This is a genomic window from Oleiphilus sp. HI0067 (genome assembly GCF_001635735.1).
This window is the reverse complement of sequence record NZ_LWFI01000525.1, coordinates 1-737: the sequence shown is the minus strand read 5'-3', so window position 1 is coordinate 737 and position 737 is coordinate 1. Positions and strand designations below refer to the sequence as shown.

General features: G+C 45.5%; 2 protein-coding genes and 1 pseudogene. All 3 read left to right on the top strand.

The genetic code is table 11. The features are described 5' to 3' along the window. Window positions 1-292, top strand: a pseudogene (locus A3739_RS06175) (NAD(P)(+) transhydrogenase (Re/Si-specific) subunit alpha); the annotation flags it as partial. Then, window positions 293-580 (top strand): NAD(P) transhydrogenase subunit alpha, encoded by a 288-nt coding sequence (locus A3739_RS06170; RefSeq protein ID WP_068474346.1) that lies wholly within the window; start codon window positions 293-295, stop codon window positions 578-580. After that, window positions 580-737: NAD(P)(+) transhydrogenase (Re/Si-specific) subunit beta (locus A3739_RS31150; RefSeq protein ID WP_369821088.1), on the top strand; the 158-nt coding region annotated here is incomplete at its 3' end. The genes A3739_RS06170 and A3739_RS31150, both read left to right, overlap by 1 nt.

Below are 737 nucleotides of genomic sequence, written 5' to 3'. Positions count from 1 at the left end.
CATTGTTGACCTTGCGGCAGCGCGAGGCGGTAATGCAGAGGGCACAGTCTTGAACGAAAAAATCGAGTTAGACGGCATTACCTTAGTCGGACACGTAAACCACCCTTCACGTGTGCCTGTGCATGCATCGCAGCTATTGAATCGAAACATTATCAACTTCATTAAGAACATGACCGAAGGTGGTCGCCTTGTTCCTAATCAAGAAGATGAAATTGTCACGGCAACTCAGGTGACTCGTGGCACTAGTATTTATTTTGAACCTGCTGAATCAAACCAAGAGGAGAATGCATAAATGGAAATGCTCGTTCTTAGCTTCACCATATTCATCTTGGCCTTATTCGTTGGCGTCGAGTTGATAAACAAAGTACCGCCAACCTTGCACACACCTCTGATGAGCGGCACCAACGCGATCTCTGGCATCGTTATCGTCGGTGCAATTGTTAGTGCTGGTACAAATCACTTGTCTCCCACTGTTGCAAGTGTTCTTGGTTTTATTGCTGTTACTCTCGCAAGCATCAACATCGTTGCAGGCTTCATGGTGACAGATCGTATGCTCAACATGTTTAAGCAAAAGGGCTAATGATGTTTGCTTTAGTCAATCTTTCTTACTTAACAGCGGCTGTGTTTTTTATCCTCGGCATAAAAGGCATGACCAAACCTAAAACGGCNGTACGCGNAAATCAGCTTNCAGCTATCGNCATGTTNATCGCAGTAACCGCAGCACTTCTTCACCACGA

What these genes read in the sequence shown, in the direction of transcription:
- A3739_RS06170 (WP_068474346.1), top strand. Translation starts at nt 293, where the DNA reads ATGGAAATGCTCGTTCTTAGCTTCACCATATTCATCTTGGCCTTATTC.